The organism is Caballeronia pedi (assembly GCF_001544915.2).
Classification (GTDB): Bacteria; Pseudomonadota; Gammaproteobacteria; order Burkholderiales; family Burkholderiaceae; genus Caballeronia; species Caballeronia pedi.
Genome location: NZ_FCOE02000002.1, coordinates 67,867 through 84,892, shown reverse-complemented (window position 1 = coordinate 84,892; position 17,026 = coordinate 67,867). Strand labels below are relative to the sequence as shown.

General features: G+C 64.4%; 14 protein-coding genes and 1 pseudogene. 7 read left to right on the top strand and 8 right to left on the bottom strand.

What is annotated here, in order from left to right; translation table 11 throughout:
* Positions 1-3,456, bottom strand: coding sequence for a response regulator (locus tag AWB80_RS03035; protein WP_061173173.1), 3,456 nt, complete (start codon positions 3,454-3,456; stop codon positions 1-3).
* 217 nt (positions 3,457-3,673) lie between these two features.
* Between AWB80_RS03035 and tauA the strand changes: the two genes are divergently transcribed.
* From tauA to AWB80_RS03020, 3 genes are read left to right on the top strand one after another with little or no spacing between them, the layout of a single operon-like run.
* Positions 3,674-4,708, top strand: coding sequence for a taurine ABC transporter substrate-binding protein (gene tauA, locus AWB80_RS03030; RefSeq protein ID WP_061173172.1), 1,035 nt, complete (start codon positions 3,674-3,676; stop codon positions 4,706-4,708).
* Positions 4,705-5,484: a taurine ABC transporter ATP-binding protein gene (locus AWB80_RS03025; protein WP_061173171.1), complete on the top strand. Its 780-nt coding sequence runs from the start codon at positions 4,705-4,707 to the stop codon at positions 5,482-5,484. The genes tauA and AWB80_RS03025 overlap by 4 nt, the downstream gene beginning before the upstream one ends.
* Positions 5,481-6,335, top strand: a complete 855-nt coding sequence (locus tag AWB80_RS03020; RefSeq protein ID WP_061173170.1) for an ABC transporter permease subunit — start codon at positions 5,481-5,483, stop codon at positions 6,333-6,335. Before AWB80_RS03025 ends, AWB80_RS03020 begins: the two co-directional genes overlap by 4 nt.
* An 80-nt stretch (positions 6,336-6,415) precedes the next feature.
* Here the strand turns inward: AWB80_RS03020 and AWB80_RS03015 are convergent, their stop codons facing one another.
* From AWB80_RS03015 to AWB80_RS02990, 6 genes and pseudogenes are all read right to left on the bottom strand, one after another.
* Positions 6,416-7,264, bottom strand: a complete 849-nt coding sequence (locus AWB80_RS03015; RefSeq protein WP_244206369.1) for a substrate-binding periplasmic protein — start codon at positions 7,262-7,264, stop codon at positions 6,416-6,418.
* Positions 7,265-7,274: 10 nt separating this feature from the next.
* Complete coding sequence (locus AWB80_RS03010; RefSeq protein WP_061173507.1) at positions 7,275-8,042, bottom strand: ABC transporter permease; 768 nt, start codon at positions 8,040-8,042, stop codon at positions 7,275-7,277.
* 87 nt (positions 8,043-8,129) lie between these two features.
* On the bottom strand, positions 8,130-8,969 hold the full coding sequence (locus tag AWB80_RS03005; RefSeq protein ID WP_061173168.1) for an ABC transporter ATP-binding protein: 840 nt from the start codon (positions 8,967-8,969) through the stop codon (positions 8,130-8,132).
* Complete coding sequence (locus tag AWB80_RS03000; RefSeq protein WP_061173167.1) at positions 8,966-10,024, bottom strand: ABC transporter substrate-binding protein; 1,059 nt, start codon at positions 10,022-10,024, stop codon at positions 8,966-8,968. The genes AWB80_RS03005 and AWB80_RS03000 overlap by 4 nt, the downstream gene beginning before the upstream one ends.
* 171 nt (positions 10,025-10,195) lie before the next feature.
* Positions 10,196-10,900 (bottom strand): annotated as a pseudogene (locus AWB80_RS02995) (GNAT family N-acetyltransferase); the annotation flags it as partial.
* A gap of 50 nt (positions 10,901-10,950) precedes the next feature.
* Complete coding sequence (locus tag AWB80_RS02990; protein WP_061173165.1) at positions 10,951-12,171, bottom strand: glycosyltransferase family 4 protein; 1,221 nt, start codon at positions 12,169-12,171, stop codon at positions 10,951-10,953.
* Positions 12,172-12,681: 510 nt separating this feature from the next.
* On the opposite strand from AWB80_RS02990, the gene AWB80_RS02985 reads away from it, so the two are divergent.
* Together AWB80_RS02985 and AWB80_RS02980 are read left to right on the top strand one after the other, a co-directional pair.
* Positions 12,682-13,461, top strand: a complete 780-nt coding sequence (locus AWB80_RS02985; RefSeq protein ID WP_244206368.1) for an alpha/beta hydrolase — start codon at positions 12,682-12,684, stop codon at positions 13,459-13,461.
* Positions 13,462-13,527: 66 nt separating this feature from the next.
* On the top strand, positions 13,528-14,043 hold the full coding sequence (locus AWB80_RS02980; RefSeq protein ID WP_061173163.1) for a GNAT family N-acetyltransferase: 516 nt from the start codon (positions 13,528-13,530) through the stop codon (positions 14,041-14,043).
* Here the strand turns inward: AWB80_RS02980 and AWB80_RS02975 are convergent, their stop codons facing one another.
* A complete protein-coding gene (locus tag AWB80_RS02975; protein ID WP_061173506.1) occupies positions 14,044-14,715 on the bottom strand; it encodes a ferredoxin reductase domain-containing protein in 672 nt (223 codons plus the stop codon).
* 329 nt (positions 14,716-15,044) lie between these two features.
* On the opposite strand from AWB80_RS02975, the gene AWB80_RS02970 reads away from it, so the two are divergent.
* Together AWB80_RS02970 and AWB80_RS02965 are read left to right on the top strand one after the other, a co-directional pair.
* On the top strand, positions 15,045-15,350 hold the full coding sequence (locus AWB80_RS02970; protein ID WP_061173162.1) for a DUF485 domain-containing protein: 306 nt from the start codon (positions 15,045-15,047) through the stop codon (positions 15,348-15,350).
* Positions 15,347-17,020: a cation acetate symporter gene (locus AWB80_RS02965; protein ID WP_061173161.1), complete on the top strand. Its 1,674-nt coding sequence runs from the start codon at positions 15,347-15,349 to the stop codon at positions 17,018-17,020. Before AWB80_RS02970 ends, AWB80_RS02965 begins: the two co-directional genes overlap by 4 nt.
* Positions 17,021-17,026: the final 6 nt, after the last annotated feature.

Below are 17,026 nucleotides of genomic sequence, written 5' to 3'. Positions count from 1 at the left end.
TCAAACGCGCCGCGGCATCCACACCCTCAACAGCGAGTAAAGCCGGTCGACGTCGATCGGCTTCGCCAGATAATCGCTCGCGCCCGCCGCGAGACATTGCTCCTGATCGTCCTTCATCGCCTTCGCCGTGATCGCGATGACCGGCAGCTTCCTGAAGCGCGCGTCCGCGCGGATGCGCCGCGTCGCTTCGAGTCCGTCCATGCCGGGCATCATCACGTCCATCAGCACGATGTCGATGTCCGGATTGCTGTCGAGCGTTTCGATCGCCTCGAAACCGTTGCGGCCGATCTCCACCTTCAAACCCTGATGCTCCAGCGCGCTCGATAGCGAGAAAATGTTGCGGATATCGTCGTCGACGAGCAGCACGCGGCGGCCGTCGAGCACGCGATCGCGCGAGCGCGAGACGTGCAGCATCGCCTGACGGTCCGCCGAGAGATCCGTCTCGACCTTGTGCAGGAACAGCGTCACTTCGTCGAGCAGACGCTCCGGCGAACGCGCCCCCTTTATGATGATCGACTGCGAATAACGCATCAGTTCGGCTTCCTCATCATGCGTGAGGCTGCGGCCCGTGTAGACGATCACGGGCGGGAACGAGTACGAATCCGTCGCGGCCATCTGGCGAAGGAGGTCGCCGCCCTGCATGTCGGGCAGCTTCAGATCGATGATCATGCAATCGAAGATCGTGGTCTTCAGCAAATCGAGCGCATCGCGGCCGAACTCGACCGGCGTGATTTCCACGTCCGCGTCGCTGATCAGTTCGACGATGCTCTGACGCTGCCGCGCATCGTCCTCGACGAGCAGCACGCGCTTGATCTTCTGGCTGCTCTTCTCTTCGAGCCGCTGGAAGATGGCGGTCAGTTGCTCGCGCGTGGTCGGCTTCATGGCGTAGCCGATCGCGCCGAGATGCAGCGCGGCCTCGCTTTTGTCCGACGCCGACACGACATGCACGGGAATGTGCCGCGTCGCCGGATTCGCCTTCAGTTCCTGCAACAGCACGAGGCCCGAGCGGTCCGGCAAGCCGATGTCCAGCAGGATCGCGTTCGGCGCGCTGTCTCGCGCGAGCCTGAGCGCCTCGCGCGCGGTGCCGCTGACGATGCAGCGATAACCCAGTTCGTGCGCGAGATCGAACAGCACTTGCGCGAAGTCCGGTTCGTCTTCGACCACGAGCACGAGGCGGCGACCGGGTGCGGCGTCGGCGCGGTCGTCGTCGATCACGTGGGCGACTTCGACGAGCTCGGGCGGCGCTTCATCGACGACGAGCGGCGCGGGCGCGGGCGCGGGCGCCTGCACTTCGGCGCCGGACGGCGCGGCGCCATCGTAGGCAACGGGCATCGTCAGCGTGAATGTGCTGCCCATGCCCTGCGTGCTGCGTACGCTGATCGAACCGCCGAGCAGATGCGCGAGGCTGCGCGAAATCGACAGACCGAGGCCCGTGCCGCCATAGTGACGGCTCGTGGTGCCATCGGCTTGCTGGAACGCTTCGAAGATCGCCTGCTGCTGGTCCGGCGCAATGCCGATGCCGGTATCGGTCACGACGAACTGCACCGCGCCCTCGCCGGCGTTCCTGAGCGCGAGCGACACCGCGCCCGCGTCCGTGAACTTCACCGCGTTCGACAGCAGGTTCTTCAGAATCTGTTCGAGACGCCGGAAGTCGGTGGTGAGCGTCGGATAATCATCGATCTCGCTGCGCAGTTCGAGCCTCAGTTTCTTCTGCCGCGCGAGCGGCTCGAAGGTGCGCGCAAGCGAATCCATGATCCGCTGCAAGGGCACGTCCTCGATATGCAGATCGAGCTTGCCCGCCTCGACCTTCGAGAGGTCGAGAATATCGTTGATGAGATTGAGCAGATCGTTGCCCGCGGAATAGATCGTCTGCGCGTACTTGATCTGGTCGTTCGTGAGGTTGCCGGTCTTGTTCTCGGACAGCAGTTTCGCGAGGATCAGCGAACTATTGAGCGGCGTGCGCAACTCATGCGACATGTTCGCGAGAAACTCGGACTTGTAGCGGCTCGCGCGCTGCAGCGCTTCCGCGCGCGATTCGAGTTCGCCTTGCGCGGCGTTGAGCGCGACGTTGCGTTCGTCGAGCACGCGCGCCTGTTCCGCGAGCTGATCGTTGGTCTGTTCGAGTTCCGCTTTCTGGTTCGCAAGATACGCCTGCGCCTGCGAAAGCGCCGTGGTCTGCTGTTCCAGTTCCTCGTTGGTCGTGCGCAGTTCTTCCTGCTGCATCTGCAGTTCTTCGTTCAACTGCTGCGTTTCTTCTAGCACGCGTTGCAGCCGCTCGCGATACTGCGCCGCCTCGACGAAATCGCCGATATTGCCCGCGATCATCTTCAGGAATTGCTGGTCGCGCTCGGTCAGCGTGTGCATCGCGCCGAGTTCGATCGCGCCGTTCGCCCGGCCTTCGTTCTCGATCGGCATGATGGCGAGGCTCGCGGGCGCGCTCGCGCCGAGCGCCGACGTCACCTTCCAGTAGCCGGCGGGAACATCGTTCAGGCTGGTCAGCTTGCGCGCGTGCACCGCCTGCCCGACGAGGCTCTTCACGCCCGCGAGCGATTCGGGAACCGGCGCGCTGTCGGGATCGAAGCCGAAGCTCGCGGTGCGCTTCAGTGCGCCATCGCCTTCGCGCACGTAGAACGCGCCCATCGACACCTTGAGGTAATCCGCGAGGAAGTCGAGAATCGTCTGGCAAAGCTCGCCGAGCGCTTGCCGGCCGATCACGCGCTCGGCGAGCTGCGTCTGCCCGTCGCGCAGCCACGCCTGCTCCTGCAACGCGCGCGTTTGCCGCTCCTGCTCGCCGATCGCCGCGCCGAAGGCATTGGAAAGCTGCATCAATTCGCGCCTGCCGAAGATCGCGAGACTCACCGACAGCGTCAGGCTCAGAATCAGGAACACGACCACGGTGATGGTCGTCAGTTGCCGCGCGGACTCGATGCGCTGCAGGCGCAAGGTCTGCTCGATGTTGAGGAACGCGGCGAGTTCGCGCTCCGTTTCCGCGCGCTCGGCCGAGCCGCGGCCCGCGCGCACGAGCGCGCCGGAATCCAGATTTCGATGGCGCGCGTCGATGAGATTGTCGGCGACCTTGTCCCATTGCGCCTGCAACGCGCGCACGCGGATCAGACGGTCCACTTGCGGGGCGTTGTCGGCGACGAGTTCGGCGAGCGTGTCGATATCGGCGGCGAGTTTGGGCTTCGCGGTTTCGTAGGGCGCGAGAAACGCGTCGTCACCGGTGATCAGATAGCCGCGAATCGCGCTTTCCTTCTCGCTGACGAGCCGGCCGATTTCCTGCGCATTGCCGATCACGCGCTCCGAATGCTCGACCCAGTTGATCCCGGAAAGCAGATACAGCACGAGCGCGACGAACGCGACCGCCGTGACGAGGCCGGTGCCGAGCGGCAGCGCGATGTTGCGAAAGAGAATGCGACGAAAACTTGCCTCGTCGACGCCGGACCGCAATGGCATGGACAGCTCCGATTTAACGTGGAACGCCGCCCCTGTGACGGCGACGATCCCGAAGTGGTTTTTTTGCTTTTTGAGATGCTCGCGAAGGGTAGCACTGTATCGCTTTTCGGCGATAGCAAAGCTTCCGCGACGTCATTTGCTACGCACAAAAGATTGGTAGCCGCGGCACGCGAAGTGCCTATAGTCGAACGCTTCACTATCTCTTCTTCTTCGCACCATGAAAGCTTCGATTCGCCGCCGTCAACTGATCGCCAGCCTCGCCTCGTTCACCCTCGGCGCCGCCGCGCTCGCGCCGCTTCACGCGCAGGCCGACACGCGCGAGGTCGTCATCGGCTATCAGGACATGGTCGTGCCGTGGCGCTATGCGCAGGCGAGCGGCGCCGTCGAGAAAGCGACCGGCTACAAGGTCACCTATCGCAAGCTGGGCAGCGGCGCCGATGTGATTCGCGCGCTCGCGTCCGGTTCGATACAAATCGGCGAAGCCGGCTCCAGCCCGATCGCCGCAGGCCTTTCGCAAGGCGTCGATCTGTCGCTGTTCTGGATTCTCGACAACATCAACGACGCCGAAGCGCTCGTCGCGCGCAACGGCTCGGGCGTGACCAAGCTCGCCGATCTGAAGGGCAAGACGCTCGGCGTGCCGTATGTATCGACGTCGCACTTTCATGCGCTCGTCGCGTTGCAGAAGGCGGGCATCGATCCGTCGACGGTCAAGATCGTCAATCTGCGTCCGCCGGAAGTGGCCGCGGCGTGGGAGCGCGGCAACATCGACGCGACCTACATCTGGGACCCGGTGCTCGCGAAGGCGAAGCAGAATGGCCGCGTACTGATCACGTCCGGCGAAGTCGCGAAGGAAACCGGCAAGGCGACCTTCGACGGCCTCGTCGCGTCGCGCAAGTTCGCGCAGGAGAATCCCGCGTTCCTGAGCGGCCTCGTCAAGGTGCTCGCCGACACCGACGCGCAGTACCGCAACAACAAGGCCGCGTGGACGGTCGATTCGAAACAGGTGCAGGCGGTCGCGCAGGAATCCGGCGCCGCCGCCGCCGACGTGCCCGCGAGCCTTGCGCTCTACGCGTTCCCGTCGGCCGGCGAACAGGCGTCGCCGACCTGGCTCGGTGGCGGCAAACAGTCGGGCGCGGCGCAGTCGCTCACCGCGACGGCGCAGTTCCTGAAGCAACAGGGCACGATTCAGAACGTGCTCGCGGATTATTCGGCGGGCGTCGATCCGCGCTTCGTGCAGCAGGCCGCGAAATGACCTCGCTTTCGATCCGCAACCTCGGCGTCACCTACGAAGGCGCGAGCACGCCAGCGTTGCAGGGCGTCGATCTGCAGATCGGCAGCGGCGAGTTCGTCGTCGCGCTGGGCGCATCGGGATGCGGCAAGACCACGCTGCTCAATTGCCTCGCCGGCTTTCTCGAGCCGACCGAAGGCGTCGCGACGCTCAACGGCGAGCCGATCGACGGCCCCGGCGCGGAACGCGGCGTGGTGTTCCAGAAGCATGCACTGATGCCGTGGCTCAACGTGATCGACAACGTCGCGCTCGGCCTGCGCTTTCGCGGCGTGAAGCGCGACGAACGCCGCGAGATCGCGCGCCGCACGCTCGCGCTCGTCGGCCTGGCGCAACACGAAAACGCGAAGATCTACGCGCTGTCGGGCGGCATGCAGCAGCGCGTGGGCATCGCGCGTGCGCTCGCAAGCGATCCCGAAGTGCTCTTGATGGACGAACCGATGGGCGCGCTCGACGCCCTCACCCGCGAAAACGTGCAGGAAATCGTGCTCGATGTCTGGTCGCGCACGCGCAAGACCGTGTTCTTCATCACGCACAGCGTCGAGGAAGCGCTCTTTCTCGCCACGCGCCTCGTGTTGATGACGCCCGGACCGGGGCGCATCGAGGAGGTGCACGAGCTGCCGTTTTCGCGCGAGTACATCCGCAACCGCGATGCGCGCGCCGTCAAATCATCGCCTGCGTTCATCGAATGGCGCGAGCGTCTGACGCGCCGGCTGCATCGCACGGAAACGGAGGCGGCATGACGCAACCTGTTCACGCGTTGACCGACGCGCCGCGCGACGCGACCGCAAAAAAGCGCCCCAGGCGCCGCCGTCGCGGCATGCCCGGCGCGGGTCCGACCGCATTGCCGAGCGCGCTGTGCGTCGTCGCGATCGCCGCGCTGTGGTGGGCATCGACGCATTTCCACTGGATTCCCCCGCTGTTCCTGCCTTCGCCCGAAGCGGTGTGGCGCGCCTTTCTCGATGCCGTGCACGGACGTCTTCAGGGCGGGCTGCCGTTGTCCGAGCATCTGCTCTGGAGCGCGATCCGCGTGTTCGGCGCGTTCGCGCTCGCAGTGGTCACGGCGGTGCCCGTCGGCATTCTGATGGGCGTGAGCCGCATCGCGCGTGGCGTGCTCGATCCGCCGCTGGAGTTCTATCGGCCGTTGCCGCCGCTCGCGTATCTGCCGCTCGTCGTGATCTGGTTCGGCATCGACGAAACCGCGAAGATCGTCGTCATCTGGCTCGCGTGCTTCGCGCCGATCGCGATGGCCGCGCGCGCGGGCGTGAAGAGCGCGACGGCTGAGCAGGTGAATGCGGCCTGGTCGCTCGGTGCGAACCTGAGGCAAGTGGTATGGCATGTGGTGCTGCCGGCCGCGTTGCCGGAGATTCTGACGGGCCTGCGCATCGCCGTCGGGTTCGGCTGGACCACGCTTGTTGCGGCCGAAATGGTCGCCGCGACGGCAGGGCTCGGGCAGATGGTGCTCAACGCGTCGAGCTTTCTGCGCACGGATGTCGTGGTGATGGGCATCGTGTTGATCGGCGCGATCGCGTGGGTTTTTGACTTCGGCATGCGGGCGATGGAGCGGCGTCTCGTGCCGTGGAAGGGACGCTGAGTGCGTAGATGCCGCCGCGTCGCGGCTCATGGTTTAGTTTTGCCAGATCCGGCGACGGACCCAGAGCGTACTAGCACGTTCTAATGGCAATAGAGATCGTTCTGCGCGTTGAACATATCGAAGGCGAGTTGCGTCGCCTGATCCTCGCGCACGGTTGCGAGCCAACGTTGCCGTCGCCAGTCGTTCACGATTCGTTCGATGAACATCGCACTCGCGACATCACCGCCGCGCGTCGCGATGAATGCGCGCGCAGGCGCGAGCGTGTCCGGCAGGCTTCGGTAATAGGCCCAGTCCGGCTGCCGGAGCAGCTTGCGGATCACGTATTCATCATCGACCAGCGCGGTGCATTCGCCCGCCTGAAAGGCAAGCAGCGCGTCCAGCGGACGATCGTAGCGTTGCACGTTCGCGTGCGCGCGACGCGCCGCATCGTCCGCGAATGGATTGCCTCGCGACGCGCAGATCGAACGGCCCGCCAGATCGCGCCACCCGCGCACCGCGCCATGCCGAAGCACGAGCGCCATGCCGCGCCCGGTGGTATAGGCGGTCGGCGCGAAGGCAAGTGACGTGTCCGCGCCGAACGCAAGCCCTGCGATGGCGACATCCGCCCTGCCCAACCGCACTGCGTCGCGCGCGTCGTCGGAACCGGCGAGCACCAGCGTGACAGGCAGCCCCGCACGCCGCCCGAGCTCTTCGGCGAGCGCGGCCGCGAAGCCTTCCGGCGCGCGCGCGAAGTGATCGACACGGCCGACGTTCAGCGTCGGCGCGGGACGCGATGGCACCGCGACGATCAACGTGCCGCGCGCGCTCGCGGCGGCGAACGGTTGCGCTTCGCCGAAGCCTTTGCGCCAGGGAATGGACGACAGCGCAACGACCGCCATGACGGCCGCCGCGAGCCAGCGCATCCATCGGCCAGACCCGTGAGCGGCCACGAGCGCATTCCTAGCCATTCTGCGCAAGCCCCACGCGCCAGCGCAACAGACGCCGCTCGAGCAACGAAAGACTCTTGTTGATCAGCAACCCGAAGAGTGCAAGCAATACGATGCCCGCGTACATGTCGGGAATCTGGAACGTCTCCTGCGAATTGAGCGTGTAGAACCCAAGTCCCGAACGCGCGCCGATCATTTCCGCTGCGACCAGCGCCGTGATGCTGTACGCGCCCGCGAGCCGGATGCCGGTCAGTATCTCGGGCAGCGCGGCGGGCAGCACGACCTTCGCGAAGATGAAGCCTTGCGATGCGCCCATCGAACGCGCCGAATCGATGAACACGCGCTCGACCTGCTTCACGCCCGAGATCGTGTTGAGCAGCACCGGCCAGAACGCGGCCCACACGATGATGGCAATCTTCGACGACTCACCGATCCCGAGGAACAGCATGAAGACCGGAAACAGCGCGAACGCGGAAACCTGCCGCAGCAACTGATACAGCGGATCGACGATGCGTTCGGCGCGCCGGAACCAGCCGAGCGCAAAGCCGCCGAAGACGCCGCCCGCCACCGCCAGCAGCAGGCCGCTGATCGAACGCAGCGCGCTCGCGCCGAGATGCTTCCACACCTCGCCGCTATCGAACAGATGCGCGATGGCCACAGCCACCTGCGACGGCGGGCTCAGATACGCCGTGCTCACGATGCCAAGCCGCGGCAGCAACTCCCACAGCAACGCGAACACGACGAGCGCGATCGAACGCTCGATGAGGTTCGACAGGCGCATGCCGCGCCTGCGTCCGATGTTTCCTGCGTCACGTTTCCTCGCTCCCACGAACAGCGGAAGACTACGCACGGTCTCTTGCTCTGCCATTCACGCTCCCGTCAATGATTCGGCGATCCGCTCGCCCGGCGCGGTCTGTCCGCCGCCGAGTTCCGAACTGAGGCTCGCCCACGCGCGCTGCCGCAACGCGACGAACGCCGCGTCATGACGTATCGACGCGGGCCGCGGACGCGGCAGATCGATATCGATGATCTCCTTCACGCGCCCCGGCCTGCGCCCCACGACAGCGACGCGATCGGCCAGATAGATCGCCTCGTCGATACTGTGCGTGACGAACACGACCGTCTTCGCGCTCTGTTCCCAGATGCCGAGCAATTCCTGCTGCAACGACTCGCGCGTCTGGGCGTCGAGTGCGCCGAAGGGTTCGTCCATCAGCAGGATCTCGGGACCGTAGGCGAGCGCGCGCGCGATCGCCACGCGCTGGCGCATGCCACCCGACAGTTGATGCGGGTAGTGATCCGCGAAATCGAGCAGACCGACGAGGCGCAGAAAACGCTCGGCCTCGCTGCGTCGTTGCGCGCGTTTCACGCCGCGAATCTCCAGCCCCGTCTCGACGTTCCTGCGCACCGTGCGCCACGGAAACAGCGCGTAGCCCTGAAACACGAAGCCGAGCTTGCGGCGCGCGGCGCTCACCGATTCGCCGTCCACGGTGAGCGAGCCGGAGGTCGGCGGCGTGAGGCCCGCGAGCAGGTTGAGGAAGGTCGACTTGCCGCATCCGCTCGGTCCGAGCACCGCGAGAAATTCGCCCTCGCGCACGCTCAGATCGAAACGGTCGAGCACGGTCTGACTCGAATCCGTGGCCTCGTTGACGTACGTGAGCGACAAATCCCGCGCGACGATCTTGTCGCGTGCCGCGAACGCGCCGCTCATGAGGGCTGTCCGTTCGCGCGCGGCGTCGCGCTCGCCTGCGACTGCTTCGCGAGCGGGTTGAATTCGTTGGTGTAGACGTCCTTGACCTGCACCTTGCCTTTCGGGATCTTGCCGGCCTGTTCGAGGATATCGATGTAGTACTGGATCGGCGGCTCCGTCACCACGAGATCCTTCACGTAGGCGTAGCGCTCGACCAGCTTCACGTCGATGCCGAGCCGCTCCGCCGTGAGCTGGCGCGCTTCGTCGGGATGCGCGTTGACCCAGTTGCCCGCGCGCGCGATGGCCGTGACGAAGTCCTTCACCGCCTGCGGATGGGCGCGCGCGAACGCGCCGTTCACGCTGTAGGGCGCCATGCCGCCGAGCCCGTGATCTTCATCCCAGTCGCTCCAGAGCTTGTGCAGTTGCGCATCGGCTTCGGCGGCGCCCGAGAACGGCGGATGAATGATCGCAATATCGACGTTCTTCGTGACGAGCGCCTGCTGCGACTGGTTGTCCGGCACCACGAGCCAGTTGACCTTCGACACGTCCACGCCGTGCTGCGACAGATACTTCTTCGTCACGAACTCCGCGCACGCGCCGAAGCTATTGAAGGCCACGGTCTTGCCTTCGAAATCCTTCGGCGAGCGAATGCCCGAATCCTTGCGCGTGAAGTACTTCATATGCGGCGCGTCGGGCAGGGTCTCGCCGCCCGCGGAGACCACCTTGATATCCGCGCCGCTCGCGATCGCGGAGATGACGAGCGGCACCATGCGCGTGCCGAAATCGATCTCGCCGGTGCCGACGAGCGGAATGATCTGCGGCGCGGCGATCTTGCCGACGTACTTCGGCCGCGTACTGGTGCCTTCGAAATAGCCGAGCTTGTCGGCGAGATAGACGAGATCGAAGGAGGGGTTGTCGGGATACTTGAAGTAAGTCACTTCCTGACGCGCCGTCTGCGTGACCGTGGCCGAGGATGCTTGCGCCTGTTCGTCCCGAGGTTTGCAGCCGCCCAAAAGAACGAGCGTGGCGGCCGCGCAGACGGCATGCAGCCGGTACTTCGAAAGAGACGCCTTCATAGGATCGTGAGGAGCAAGAGAGGAAAAGTTGCGACGCCGCGCGACCGGCAGCGCCGTGCTCTCTTATTCTCACGCGAGCCGTGAGACGATCAAACGAAGCAAATCTGATTAGCTGACGTAGTGAAATCTGCAAAGCATTTCACTGAAACCGCGTTCGATTCAGTCGCGGTCCGCGTCGCGTAACTGCGCGAGCGACGCGCGCTGGGTGCCGTTCGCGTCGAAGTTATCGTCGGCGAGCCAGCGTTCGAAGGCGCGCCGGATGCGCGGCCAGTCGCCATCGATGATCGCGTACCAGGCCGTATCGCGATTGCGGCCCTTGTAGACGATCGCCTGCCGGAAAATGCCTTCGAACTCGAAGCCGAGCCGCAGCGCGGTCTTGCGCGACGGCGCGTTCAGGCTGTCGCATTTCCATTCATAGCGCCGATAGCCGAGGTCGTCGAAGACATGGCGCATCAAGAGATATTGCGCTTCCGTGGATACGCGGGTCTGTTTGAGCAGCGGCGAGAACGTGACGCTGCCCATTTCGATGACGCCATGCACAGGCTCGATGCGCATCAGCGCGAGCGTGCCGACTGCCTTGCCGTTCGCGGAATCGACGACGGTGTAGTGGAGTGGGTCGGTGGATGCCGCGGCTTTCGTCAGATAGTCGCGGAAGGCGTCGAATTCCGTGAATGGGCCGACGAAGAGGTAGGTCCAGTCGCTGCCATCGGGCGCGTGGCTGTAGGCGTCGAAGAGATCGGCCGCGTGGCGGGTTACGTCGAGCGGCTCGATGCGGCAGTGCTTACCCTCGATGGTGATGCGCGCGGGGCGTGCGCGCGGGGTCCAGTCGGTCACCGGCTCGCCGATGGGTTGATGGTATTCGTTGGTTCTTGTCATGTGTGAGGGGCTCCGGCTGGGTGAACGGGGGCGGGTTTATAGCGCACGTTCTAACACACCGCCCGCTCCACCGCATGATCCCCCAACACACTCTCATACAACTCGAGATAAGCCGCAACCATCGCATCGCGATCGAAACGCCCTGCATACTCGCGCAGACGTTCATGCACGCCCGGATCTTCGAGCAGCGCCACCGCCTCGCGCAGCTTCGCGATGATCGTCGCGGGCCGCGCCATCTGGAACACGAGATTGGTGCGCGGCTCGACGACTTCAGGAATGCCCCCCGTGTCCGCAGCCACGACCGGCAAGCCGTGCGAATACGCTTCCATGGTCACGCGCCCGAACGGTTCATTCCATATCGACGGCACCACGAGAATATCGATGGTCCCGAAGAATTCGCCCGACTTGACGTGCCCGAGATACTCGATGCGCGGATCGTCGTACTTCGCCTTGAGCGAACGCAGGTAATCCGCATCCCCCGCGCCGCCGACAGCGAGGGTCCACTGCAGCGTATCGTCCGCGCGCAATTGTTCGAGCAGCACTTCGAGCCCTTTCTCCGGCGACACGCGCCCGAGCACGCCAAGTCGCACCGGCCCGCCCGCATAGCGCCGGGTGCGCGGCGGCGGAGCCGGGCCGTCGAACGGCTCGACGCAATTGTGGATGACCGTCGTGCGCGCAGCGCGCGAAAAATAGCCGCTTTCGAGATGCTTCTGCAGCACGAAGCGGCTTACACCCACGGCCACCGCAACCCGTGATGACGCCGCCCGCTTCGGTTCCGCATAGAGCGAGCAGACGCCGCACTGGCGCATGCACGGCTTGCCACGCGAGTACATGATGGCGGTCGGACACATCAGATAGTAATCGCGCGCGGTATGCACAATCGGCACGCCAGCGTTCTTCGCGAGTCGCCAGATATCGATGGACAAACACGACAAATTGCTGGTGCTGATCACGTCCGGCTTTTCGCGCGCGATGATGCTCGACAGCTTGCGCGACATCATCACGTTATGCACGTCGATGGCATGCCAGATGAGCTTGGCGACCCGCCCGTGCTTCTCCCGCTGGTGCGGCCAGTAGAGATTCATCGAACGCAGCCGATACACCTTCACGCCGTTCACGTGGTCCACGTGGTCGACACCGGTCCCGGTCGCGCAGACCACGCAGACTTCCACGCCTGCCTTGACCAGACCTTCCGCGAGCAGTCGCGTCGAAACCTCGGCTCCTCCCGGCTCATCGGGAAAGTAAAGTGTGTTGGCTATGAGTATTTTCACGAAATCCCCGTGCGATGCAGTGCCCCTGGTATTGCCTCCAGAGCGGCGCGACCAAGGCGTCAGAGCACACGATGCATGGATGGCTCATCAGTCTAGAGCGCGACAAATCCCTTGGGAAGCGGGTCGGAAAGTGTATTCGTCATACTTGATACGACGCGTTGAAAATCAGCGTATCGCCTTTTGCCGCGCCGAATGGAGTCCAGCGAATGAATGTTTCAAGAATACTGTTTCAAAGCGAAACAGTGCTTGCCTGACCTGAAGCGCATGTTCTCGCGCAAAGCTTCGCACGAGAACGAAATTACCGCACGATCGAACTGCGCGAAACGATGGCTTCCGCACGGACGCGCGCTTCGCGGCATCGTCTAATGATAGTGCTGCGAAAGAGCCGGCCGACGGCCAGCCGTGGTCGCCATTTCCTCGCGCGCAACGGTGCGCTATTCCCGATAACTTATGCGCGCACTCGCAAGACGAGGTTTCATTTCCCTGACACTGGCGGCGTGCGTGGCTGGCGTGTTCGCATCTCGCGCGCGCGAGAACGATGAAGAACGGGCAGACGGAATCGTTTATGGCGAGGCGCGCCGCGAGCGGCTCGATGTCTACGCGCCCGCGTCGCGCAGCGGCGCGGATCGGCCTGTCGTCGTGTACTTTTATGGCGGGGGCTGGCAAAGCGGTCATCGCTCGGACGCGCGTGGCGTCGCGCAGGCGCTGGCCGCCCGCGGCATCCTGACCATCACGCCGGATTACCGCATCTATCCGGAGGCGGTGTTTCCCGGCTTTCTCGACGACGCCGCCGCCGCCGTGCGCTGGACACGCGATCACGCGCGCGAATTCGGCGGCGATCCCAAACGCATCTTCGTGATGGGGCATTCATCGGGCGCGCACATCGCCGCGATGCTCGCGACCGATCCGCGTTATCTGGCCGCGCAGGGCATGGCGAAGACCTCGCTCGCGGGCATGATCGGACTGGCCGGACCGTATGCCGCGATCCCGACGAGCGATCCTCACATGGACGAGATCTTTCCGGCGGCATTGCGTCAACAGGCGCTGCCGATCCAGTTCCTTTCGGGTAACGAACCGCCGATGCTGCTCGCCGCCGGCACCGCCGATACCGATGTCGATCCGCGCAACAGCGACCGCTTCGCCGCAGCCTTGCGCGCGCATCACGATGTCGTGGAGTTGAAGCGCTATGCGGGCTTCGGGCACGATACGATCGTCAAATCGCTTGCGGCGACGCAGGGCACGCCGTCACCCGTTCTCGCCGATGTCACCGCCTTCATCGCCGCGCACTGAGCACGCGGCGCGCGCTCATATAATGGAAGGCCGCTCTACATCGATTTTCGCAACGTCCGCATTCTCATGTTCGTGCGTGCATTGACTCCCGCCGACGCCGCGTCCTTTCAATCGCTCCGGCTTTCCGCGCTGAAGCTGTCGCCGTCGTCGTTCGCCTCGACTTACGACGACGAAAAGAACCGTTCCCTCGATGACGTCGCCGCACGCCTGATCCACACGGAGGAACAGGCCGTCTTCGGCGCATTCGACGAAGAACGGCTGGTCGGCCTCACGGGCGTGCGCCGCAACGCATTTCGGGCGCACGGGCATCAGGCGCATCTCTGGGGCGTGTATGTCACGCCGGGCTGCCGGGGCGCGGGCGTGAGCAGGAAACTGCTGGCCGAAGCGATTCAATTCGCACGCGAAATACCGGGCGTGACGCAAGTGCATCTGACGGTTGCGGCGGACAACGCCGTCGCGATTCAGCTCTACCGCTCGCTCGGCTTCGACACGCTCGCATGCGAGCCCGATTCGATCTTCTCCGACGGCACACGCGACGATGATGTCCTCATGTGCCTGCATCTCGCGAGCGACAGCGACTGACTAGGCGTTCTGTTCGCCGAGCACGATCTTGTGAATGTTGGCCGCATAGACCCATTCACGTGCCTGGCGCTCGATCTGATTCATGAAGGCGGGCGGACCGCTGCAATAGATCTGCGTGCTTGCGTGACTCGGACTCAGCGCGTCCGCGCTCGCTTGCGCGAACAGATCGTGCGACAGGTCGAAATAGTGATGCACCTTGCCGTGATCGCGCAGCGCGTCGATTTCATCGCGGAGCACGGCGCGATCGGCCGATCGCGCGAAGTTGTGCAACTCGAACCTCTGCCCCGCCGACGCCAGCCGCTTCGCGATGCCGACGATCGACGCAGCGCCTATCCCGCCGGCGAAGAGAATGGATCGCACGCGATCGTCGAGAATCGTCGGCGCGTTTTTCGGGCTGCCGGCGAAGACTTCATCCCGTTCGTTCAGCGGAAATCCGGCTGGCCACGTGTCCTGTCTCGCGCCGACCACGTATCCATCGGCATAGGGTGAAGCGGAGATCAGCGGATACGTCCTGCTCTTTTCGCCCGCGCTGTCGAGCGCGAGCGTGACGCACGCGCCATCGTCGAACGGCGGCAGCGACGATCTGGACCGCGTGCGGATTTCGATCGCTTGGTACCCCTCTGCAATTTGCCATCTCCGGCCCACGATGACGGGAATCAGGTTGTCGCGCATGTCTCCTCCGATATGAATGGAAAGGCGGCTCTCGTCGAGCGTAGGGCGGAGCGCAAATGCGATCAAGGCACGCGGGCGCATGTCAGTCATATCGTCACGGCGATACTCAGTAGCCGCTGCGTGAACCGACGGCGCGCGTCGAAAGCGCCTTGTTTGGCGTTCGCTTAAAAATATAACGCTCGAAACCATGCGATTCGCTAACGAAATCCGCTCAGAGTCATCTTAAAATAAACATACCGCCCGGTCGGTTTATTAATAGAATGGCTGCTCGTTACAAGACCGGCGACCCCGAGCGCTGGCGAAAAGACATCCTTTCCGGAGACACATGCATGGACGAGCAGCAGTTGGAGACGCTTCGCCACCACCCCGACTTCAGACGCCTGGTCGCGACCAAGACGCGACTCACCTGGACCCTCACCGCCGTCATGCTGACGGCCTATTTCAGCTTCGTGCTGCTCCTCGCGTTTTCTCCGTCGACGCTCGGCCTGCGCATCGGCGCGGGCACCGTGACGCTCGGCATTCCAGTGGCGATCGCGTTCATCCTGCTCGCCTTCACGCTGACTGCCGTCTACGTCATCAAGGCGAACGGTTCGATCGACGCGCTCAACGAAACCCTGAAGGAGCATCACGCATGAAGAAGCTTCTCCCGACGATTCCATTCGCGCTCGCGACGCTCGCGCTTGCTTCGCAGTCCGCGATGGCGGCCGATGCCGTGACGGGGCCGGTGAGCGCGCGTCCGCTCAACTGGAGCGCGATCTCGATGTTCTTCGTCTTCGTGCTCTTCACGCTCGGCATCACGCGCTGGGCCGCGAAGCGCACGCGCTCGGCCTCCGATTTCTACGCGGCGGGCGGCGGCCTGACGGGCTTCCAGAACGGCCTTGCGATCGCGGGCGACATGGTCTCGGCGGCGTCCTTTCTCGGCATCTCCGCGATGATCTTCGACAAGGGCTACGACGGCATGATCTACGCGCTCGGCGTCGTGGCGGGCTGGCCGATCATCCTCTTTCTGATCGCGGAACGGCTGCGCAATCTCGGCAAATACACCTTCGCCGATGTCGTTTCATACCGGCTCGCGCAGCGCCCGGTGCGGATCGCCGCCGCGTGCGGCACGCTGACCGTGGCGATCCTGTATCTGGTCGCGCAGATGGTGGGCGCGGGCAAGCTGATCCAGTTGCTGTTCGGCACGAGCTATCTGTCGGCGGTCATGCTGGTGGGCTGTCTGATGGTGCTCTACGTGATGTTCGGCGGCATGCTGGCGACGACCTGGGTGCAGATCATCAAGGCCGCGCTGCTGCTCGGCGGCGCGACCTTCATGGCGTTCATGGTGCTCGCGTGGTTCGGCTTCGATATCGAAGCGCTCTTTTCCGGCGCGGTCAAGGCGCACGCGAAAGGCGAGTCGATCATGGCGCCGGGCGGGCTCGTCTCCGATCCGGTCGACGCGGTGTCGCTCGCCGTCGGCATGATGTTCGGCACGGCTGGCCTGCCGCACATCCTGATGCGCTTCTTCACCGTCGCCGATGCGAAAGAGGCCCGCAAGTCGGTGCTCTACGCGACGGGCTTCATCGGCTACTTCTATCTGCTGATCTTGTTGCTCGGATTCGGCGCGATCGTGATCGTCGGCACGAACGGCGATTTCCACGATGCGGCCGGCAAGATCATCGGCGGCAGCAACATGGTGGCCGTGCATCTGGCGGGCGCGGTGGGCGGCAATCTGTTCCTCGGCTTCATCTCCGCCGTGGCGTTCGCAACCGTCCTCGCGGTCGTGTCCGGTCTCGCGCTTTCGGGTGCGTCCGCCGTCTCCCACGATCTGTACGCGAACGCGCTGCGCAAGGGCGCGGTCACGGAAGCGCAGGAGATTCGCGTGTCGAAGATCGCCACGCTCGTCATCGGCGTGCTGGCGATTCTGCTCGGCATCATCTTCGAGCATCAGAACATCGCGTTCCTGTCGGGCCTCGTGCTGGCGATCGCCGCGTCGGCCAACTTTCCGGTGCTGTTCCTTTCGATGTTCTGGAAGGGCCTCACGACGCGCGGCGCGGTGACGGGCATGCTCACCGGGCTGATTTCGGCGATCGCGCTGCTCGTGCTCGGCCCCGCCGTCTGGGTGCAGATCCTCAAGCACCCGCACGCGATCTTCCCGTACGCCAATCCCGCCCTCTTCTCGATGACGCTGGCCTTCGCAAGCGCGTGGCTGTTCTCCGTGCTCGATTCGTCGGCGCAGGGAAAGCGCGAACAGGAACGCTATGTCGGCCAGTTCATCCGGTCGATGACGGGCATCGGCGCCGCGCGCGCGACCGACAAGCACTAAGCTCCG

Coding starts and splice junctions, on each gene's coding strand:
- AWB80_RS03025 (WP_061173171.1), top strand. CDS start 4,705: ATGACCTCGCTTTCGATCCGCAACCTCGGCGTCACCTACGAAGGCGCG.
- AWB80_RS03010 (WP_061173507.1), bottom strand. CDS start 8,042: ATGCGCCTGTCGAACCTCATCGAGCGTTCGATCGCGCTCGTCGTGTTC.
- AWB80_RS03020 (WP_061173170.1), top strand. CDS start 5,481: ATGACGCAACCTGTTCACGCGTTGACCGACGCGCCGCGCGACGCGACC.
- tauA (WP_061173172.1), top strand. CDS start 3,674: ATGAAAGCTTCGATTCGCCGCCGTCAACTGATCGCCAGCCTCGCCTCG.
- AWB80_RS03000 (WP_061173167.1), bottom strand. CDS start 10,024: ATGAAGGCGTCTCTTTCGAAGTACCGGCTGCATGCCGTCTGCGCGGCC.
- AWB80_RS02975 (WP_061173506.1), bottom strand. CDS start 14,715: ATGCGCGACAACCTGATTCCCGTCATCGTGGGCCGGAGATGGCAAATT.
- AWB80_RS02980 (WP_061173163.1), top strand. CDS start 13,528: ATGTTCGTGCGTGCATTGACTCCCGCCGACGCCGCGTCCTTTCAATCG.
- AWB80_RS02970 (WP_061173162.1), top strand. CDS start 15,045: ATGGACGAGCAGCAGTTGGAGACGCTTCGCCACCACCCCGACTTCAGA.
- AWB80_RS02965 (WP_061173161.1), top strand. CDS start 15,347: ATGAAGAAGCTTCTCCCGACGATTCCATTCGCGCTCGCGACGCTCGCG.
- AWB80_RS03035 (WP_061173173.1), bottom strand. CDS start 3,456: ATGCCATTGCGGTCCGGCGTCGACGAGGCAAGTTTTCGTCGCATTCTC.
- AWB80_RS03005 (WP_061173168.1), bottom strand. CDS start 8,969: ATGAGCGGCGCGTTCGCGGCACGCGACAAGATCGTCGCGCGGGATTTG.